This window comes from Vibrio genomosp. F10 str. 9ZD137, assembly GCF_049974785.1.
Lineage (GTDB): Bacteria > Pseudomonadota > Gammaproteobacteria > Enterobacterales > Vibrionaceae > Vibrio.
The window spans coordinates 1-5,705 of the sequence record NZ_JBNGCJ010000299.1 but is presented as its reverse complement, the minus strand read 5'-3'; the positions used below and the strand labels follow the sequence as shown (position 1 = coordinate 5,705).

The window sequence follows — 5,705 nt, the reverse complement described above, 5'->3', positions numbered from 1 at the left end:
CCGGGTGTATTGCTTCATGAAGCGGTAGGCCATGGCCTAGAAGGTGATTTTAACCGTAAAGAGTCATCGGTTTTCTCTGGAAAAATCGGTGAAATGGTCACTTCTAAACATTGTACGATTGTTGATGATGGCACGTTAAAAGATTTGCGTGGTTCACTGAATGTGGACGATGAAGGGGTGAGTGGCCAATACAATACCCTAATAGAAAATGGTCAACTCAAAGGCTACATGCAAGACAAACTCAACGCTCGCTTAATGGGGGTTGCGCCTACGGGTAATGGTCGCCGTGAGTCTTACGCACATTTGCCTATGCCTCGCATGACCAATACCTACATGCTGCCTGGCGAACATTCGCCTGAAGAAATCATCTCGACGGTTAAAAGAGGCTTATACGCTCCGAACTTTGGCGGTGGCCAGGTTGATATCACATCAGGGAAATTTGTTTTCTCTGCGTCTGAAGCGTATATGATTGAAGACGGTAAAATCACGCATCCAGTCAAAGGCGCAACCTTGATTGGTTCTGGTATTGAAGCGATGCAGCAAGTATCTATGGTCGGCAACGATCTCAGTTTAGACCGTGGTGTGGGTGTTTGTGGTAAAGCCGGACAAAGTGTGCCTGTTGGTGTGGGACAGCCGACATTGAAACTCGATATGTTAACCGTTGGTGGTACTGAGTAATAAAAAAGGGAGAGCTTAAACTCTCCCTATTTTCTGCCTGCTGTTTCGCTTCTTCTTCGGCTTTTTCTAAATACCGTCGCGCTCGATTGGGCAACTCATACAACGTGCGCCACCGCGACCGCGACCAAGCTCATTTCCAGGAATGGTTAATACCTCAATCCCTGCTTTGTCGTATTTTTCATTGGTATACACGTTACGCTCATAACCGATAACCACACCGGGTTTCACGGTTAAAACGTTATTGGCATCGTTCCATTGTTCCCGTTCAGCTTCGTAACTATCGCCGCCGGTGGTAATGATCTTTAAATAATCCAACCCTAATGCGTTTTCAATGGCGTGAGTGTAGCTTGGTACTTTTTCCACGTTCATCTCGGTTGATCCGATGGCCTCGTTACTTTTGGGTGTGAGACGCCAGGTATCAAGATCTTTACGCATGATCTCCGGATAAACAGAGAACGTGTCGATATCCATGTGTGTCATGACCGTATCGAGGTGCATGCACGAGCGATGTTTAGGAAGATCAACTGCGATCACCTCTTTCGCTTGGCCATGTTTAAACAGGTTGGCTGCAAAGTTTTCGACACCTTGAGGGGTGGTTCGCTCAGAGATGCCAATCAGTACCGCACCATTGCCGATAACAAGGACATCCCCCCCTTCAATATTGGCATTATCATAATGAAGATCTTCGTTGCCAAAGTATTGAATAAAATCTTGCCCTGCAAAGACTGGATGCCAACGATAGATCGCGCGCAAATGATTCGTTTCACGTTGACGTGCCGCTTTCATCATTGGGTTGAGAGACACACCGCCATAAACCCAACAAGACGTATCTCGGGTGAACAAATGATTGGGAAGAGGTTCAATAACAAAGTCCAACGGTCTGTGCATTTTAGGCAGCATCGAAGACGATTGAATCTTAAGCTCGGAGTACGCTAAACCCCCTAATAGAACCGTTGCTAGGTGATCATTGGTCATTTCGTTTAGGTAATGACGCAAATCTTTTGCAAAGACAGGTCCATAGCGATAATCAGAAATTTGAGTGTTGAGCAGCCAGGTTTTTGCTTCTTCTATCGCCAGGGTATCGACCAGAAGATCATGCAACAGTAAAACTTCCACACCTTGATTAGTGAGCGTCTTGGCAAAAGCATCGTGTTCTTCCCCCGCGGCTTCGACAGCGAGCACATCGTCAAAAAGCAATTCGTGGCAGTTTGATGGGGTGAGGTGAGTGAGCGCACGCTCAGGTCGGTTTAATAATACTCGTCTTAACTGACCGACTTCAGATCCAACGTACAACTTACTCATTTCGTATCCTTACTAAAATTCCAGTCGTTAGTTATGACAAGCTTACGGTAAAGATGCAAGTGGCAATGTGGATGTGAATCACTGTATTAAGTTTATTTTTAAGATTTATTCCCTGTTATTTTGCTGTTGTATAGATATAAACTTTGCATTAAGTGCTAGTGATAGATTAATACCTATTGCGTGTCTATGCGTTTTCTTTATGTAGCATAGAAGAGAAATATTGAGCGAATCTCGAATAGATATTCACCTTAGAGGTAAACTGAGCAGATGTGTAAATCTTTATTCAAATTTGGAAAAATAATGATATTCAGTGTTTGACCATATTCACGCACTTTTTGCGTAAAAAAGATAAGGACACCCGTAAGATAAAACTCTGAATTTTACAATAGAGTGATGAATGTTGAAAAAATGTAAACCAGACAATAGCCGGGCAGATTATTCTACCGTTCTAAGATAAAGATCTTACAAGGATCGCTTTGTTGGTGGCAATTTTTCTCGAACCATGCGATATTTCGCAGCAATTATTTTCAATTTTATGAACACGATCCGGAGCACACACTATGTCTCACGCAGATGACTATCTATCAGTAGAAGACTTAATTGAGATTCAAAAGGAAGAGACTCGCGATATCATTCAAGCCTTGTTGGAAGATGGTAGTGAACCCGATTCGCTGTACGAGATTGAACATCATTTATTTGCAGAAGATTTTGCTACGTTAGAAAAAGCAGCAGTAGAAGCCTTTAAGATGGGCTTTGAAGTTCTAGAAGCAGAAGAGACTGAAGATGAAGATGGCAAAAAGCTTCTTTGTTGTGATGCCACAATGCAATCAGCTTTAAATGCCGCAACGATTGATGCGCAAGTAGAAAAGTTGGTTAATCTTGCTGAGAAATACGACATCATCTATGACGGCTGGGGCACATACTACGAAGGCGAAGATGCGTTGTTTGATGAAGAAGATGACGGTGAAGAAGACGAAAAATAACCGCTGAGTTATATATTTTAAAAAAACCGAGCAAAAATTGCTCGGTTTTTTAATGCTTCCAATTTGAATGAAATCAGTATTAATGTTGTGATCTACTCAAATTCATTACCTTTATTGTCGAGCTCACGGTGACCACACGTTTTACATGTCACATAACGATCCATGTTGTAGTAATGCCCGCCGTTAATAAACTCTCTCAAGAACAGTAAGATTCTACCGCGCATGGTTGTCTGTGTATCGTAGCTGCTAGGCTTGCGTACTAGGACTTCACCGTGCTTGGTGTCTTGATTGCATTGTTTACAAAAGTGAGTAGCTGGGTATGACATAGTGCGGTCCTTTTGGTTGAAAAAATAGGCAAGAAACAGCCAAAAATACACACCACCAATACGTCAGCATCACAATCATTAATATGCTATATGTTGGCGTAGTTGCTCAAACTGAGTGTTAGCATTAGTCGAGGCAAGTCACGATATTGATGCGCTTTTCACCACTATCAGTTAGTATCTGTAGCACAAACTTTGTGAAGACGATTCGAGTGAAGTAAGGCAATGGGATTATGTTAAAAGTAGCGATCAATGGATTTGGCCGTATCGGTCGTAACATTCTGCGTGCACTGTATGAAAGTGGTAAAGACCATCAAATTAAGATCGTTGCTGTCAATGAGCTAGCTCAGCCAGATGCGATGGCTCACCTTCTTCAATATGATACTAGCCACGGTCGATTTGGAAAAAAAGTGACGAATGATCAAGAGCATATGTACATTCATCACGGTGATAAAACCATAGATACGATTCGCATTCTTCATTTGGCGGATATTGAATTATTACCATGGCGAGATCTCGACGTTGATCTTGTTCTCGATTGCACTGGCGTTTATGGATGTCGTGCCGATGGCGAGGCGCATATAGCGGCAGGGGCAAAGAAAGTGTTGTTTTCACACCCTGGTGACAGCGATCTTGATAACACCATCATCTATGGCGTTAACCACGACACCTTAACTCAGAATGATAGAATTGTGTCTAACGGTTCTTGTACAACAAATTGTATTGTTCCAATCATTAAGGTGCTTGATGAGCACTTTGGTATTGAGTCGGGGACGATCACAACCATTCACTCTTCGATGAATGATCAGCAAGTGATCGATGCTTATCACAGTGATCTGCGCCGAACCCGTTCCGCCAGCCAATCTATTATTCCGGTCGATACTAAGCTTCATAAGGGGATTGAACGGATTTTTCCGAAATTTTCCAACAAATTTGAAGCCATTTCTGTCAGAGTTCCCACAGTAAACGTCACAGCTATGGATTTAAGTGTCACAATTAATACAAATGTGAAAGTTAATGACGTAAATCAAACCATTTTGACCGCATCTCAGTGTACATTAGATGGCATTGTTGACTATACTGAAGCGCCGCTTGTTTCTATCGACTTTAATCACGATCCTCATAGCGCGATAGTCGATGGTTCACAAACACGAGTAAGCAATGGGCACCTTGTTAAGATGCTCGTATGGTGTGATAACGAATGGGGCTTTGCGAATCGTATGCTGGATACCGCGCTCGCAATGCAAGCATCCCAGTTCAAATAGAATGGAAAGGATGCCGTGGAGAAATGTTTATTTCTAAGGTTGAAATAAAGCGATGTATCTCCATATAAGTACCAGTTTGAAGAATTATTAGGCTCGGCAGGGTTGCCGGGTTTCCAAAAACTTTATTTATTAAATTATTTGAGAGGACAAACATGTCTGTAATCAAGATGACTGACCTGGAACTTGCAGGTAAACGCATTTTCATCCGTGCTGACCTTAACGTGCCAGTAAAAGACGGTAAAGTAACTTCAGATGCACGTATTCTTGCATCGCTACCAACTATCAAACTGTGCTTAGAAGCTGGCGCAAAAGTTATGGTTACTTCTCACCTTGGTCGTCCTACTGAAGGCGAATACAACGAAGAGTTCTCTCTAGCTCCTGTTGTTAACTACCTAAACGACGCACTAGATTGCGACGTTAAACTCGCTAAAGATTACCTAGATGGCCTAGAGCTAAACGCGGGTGAACTGGTTGTTCTTGAAAATGTTCGTTTTAACAAAGGCGAAAAGAAGAACGAAGAAGCACTTTCTAAGCAGTACGCAGCACTGTGTGACATCTTCGTAATGGATGCATTCGGTACGGCTCACCGTGCACAAGCTTCTACTCACGGTGTTGGTACTTATGCACCTATCGCGTGTGCGGGTCCTCTTCTTGCTGCTGAGCTTGAAGCGCTTGGTAAAGCAATGGACAACCCAGCACGTCCATTAGTGGCTATTGTTGGTGGTTCTAAAGTATCAACTAAGCTAACGGTTCTTGAGTCTCTTTCTAAAATCGCTGACCAACTGGTTGTTGGCGGTGGTATCGCGAACACTTTCATCGCTGCTGAAGGCCACAACGTAGGTAAGTCTCTATACGAAGCAGACCTGGTTGAAACGGCTCAAAAGCTCATGAAAGAGTGTGCTATCCCTGTAGCGACTGACGTTGCATGTGCAAAAGCATTTGATGAAAATGCTGAAGCTGAAATCAAGCACGTTTCTGAAGTTCAAGACGACGACATGATCTTCGACCTTGGCCCTGATTCAACAGCGGCTCTAGCTGAAATCATCGGCAATGCTAAAACGATTCTTTGGAATGGCCCAGTTGGCGTATTTGAATTCAAAAACTTTGAAGCAGGTACTGCTGGTATTTCTAAAGCAATCGCTGACTCTGCAGGT

6 protein-coding genes are annotated in these 5,705 nt (G+C 43.1%); 4 read left to right on the top strand and 2 right to left on the bottom strand.

Translation table 11 applies throughout. The annotated features are described in order from the left end of the window. Positions 1 to 678, top strand: a 678-nt coding sequence (locus ACP45E_RS05495) for a metallopeptidase TldD-related protein (protein WP_241824273.1), incomplete at its 5' end; no start/stop codon positions are given. A 66-nt stretch (positions 679 to 744) separates the two neighbouring features. Here ACP45E_RS05495 and arcA read toward each other — a convergent pair. Beyond that, on the bottom strand, positions 745 to 1,980 hold the full coding sequence (gene arcA / locus ACP45E_RS05490) for an arginine deiminase (RefSeq protein WP_017035141.1): 1,236 nt from the start codon (positions 1,978 to 1,980) through the stop codon (positions 745 to 747). Positions 1,981 to 2,540: 560 nt separating this feature from the next. Between arcA and rraB the strand changes: the two genes are divergently transcribed. Then, positions 2,541 to 2,963, top strand: coding sequence for a ribonuclease E inhibitor RraB (gene rraB / locus ACP45E_RS05485; protein ID WP_017035142.1), 423 nt, complete (start codon positions 2,541 to 2,543; stop codon positions 2,961 to 2,963). 92 nt (positions 2,964 to 3,055) lie between these two features. Here rraB and ACP45E_RS05480 read toward each other — a convergent pair whose 3' ends face one another. Continuing rightward, a complete protein-coding gene (locus ACP45E_RS05480) occupies positions 3,056 to 3,289 on the bottom strand; it encodes a hypothetical protein (protein WP_017035143.1) in 234 nt (77 codons plus the stop codon). 230 nt (positions 3,290 to 3,519) lie between these two features. Between ACP45E_RS05480 and epd the strand changes: the two genes are divergently transcribed. Continuing rightward, positions 3,520 to 4,551, top strand: coding sequence for an erythrose-4-phosphate dehydrogenase (epd, locus tag ACP45E_RS05475; RefSeq protein ID WP_017035144.1), 1,032 nt, complete (start codon positions 3,520 to 3,522; stop codon positions 4,549 to 4,551). Between the two features lie 152 nt (positions 4,552 to 4,703). Beyond that, the coding region (locus ACP45E_RS05470) for a phosphoglycerate kinase (protein ID WP_069584778.1) at positions 4,704 to 5,705 on the top strand (1,002 nt) is incomplete at its 3' end.

What these genes read in the sequence shown, in the direction of transcription:
- arcA (WP_017035141.1), bottom strand. Translation starts at nt 1,980, where the DNA reads ATGAGTAAGTTGTACGTTGGATCTGAAGTCGGTCAGTTAAGACGAGTA.
- rraB (WP_017035142.1), top strand. Translation starts at nt 2,541, where the DNA reads ATGTCTCACGCAGATGACTATCTATCAGTAGAAGACTTAATTGAGATT.
- ACP45E_RS05480 (WP_017035143.1), bottom strand. Translation starts at nt 3,289, where the DNA reads ATGTCATACCCAGCTACTCACTTTTGTAAACAATGCAATCAAGACACC.
- epd (WP_017035144.1), top strand. Translation starts at nt 3,520, where the DNA reads ATGTTAAAAGTAGCGATCAATGGATTTGGCCGTATCGGTCGTAACATT.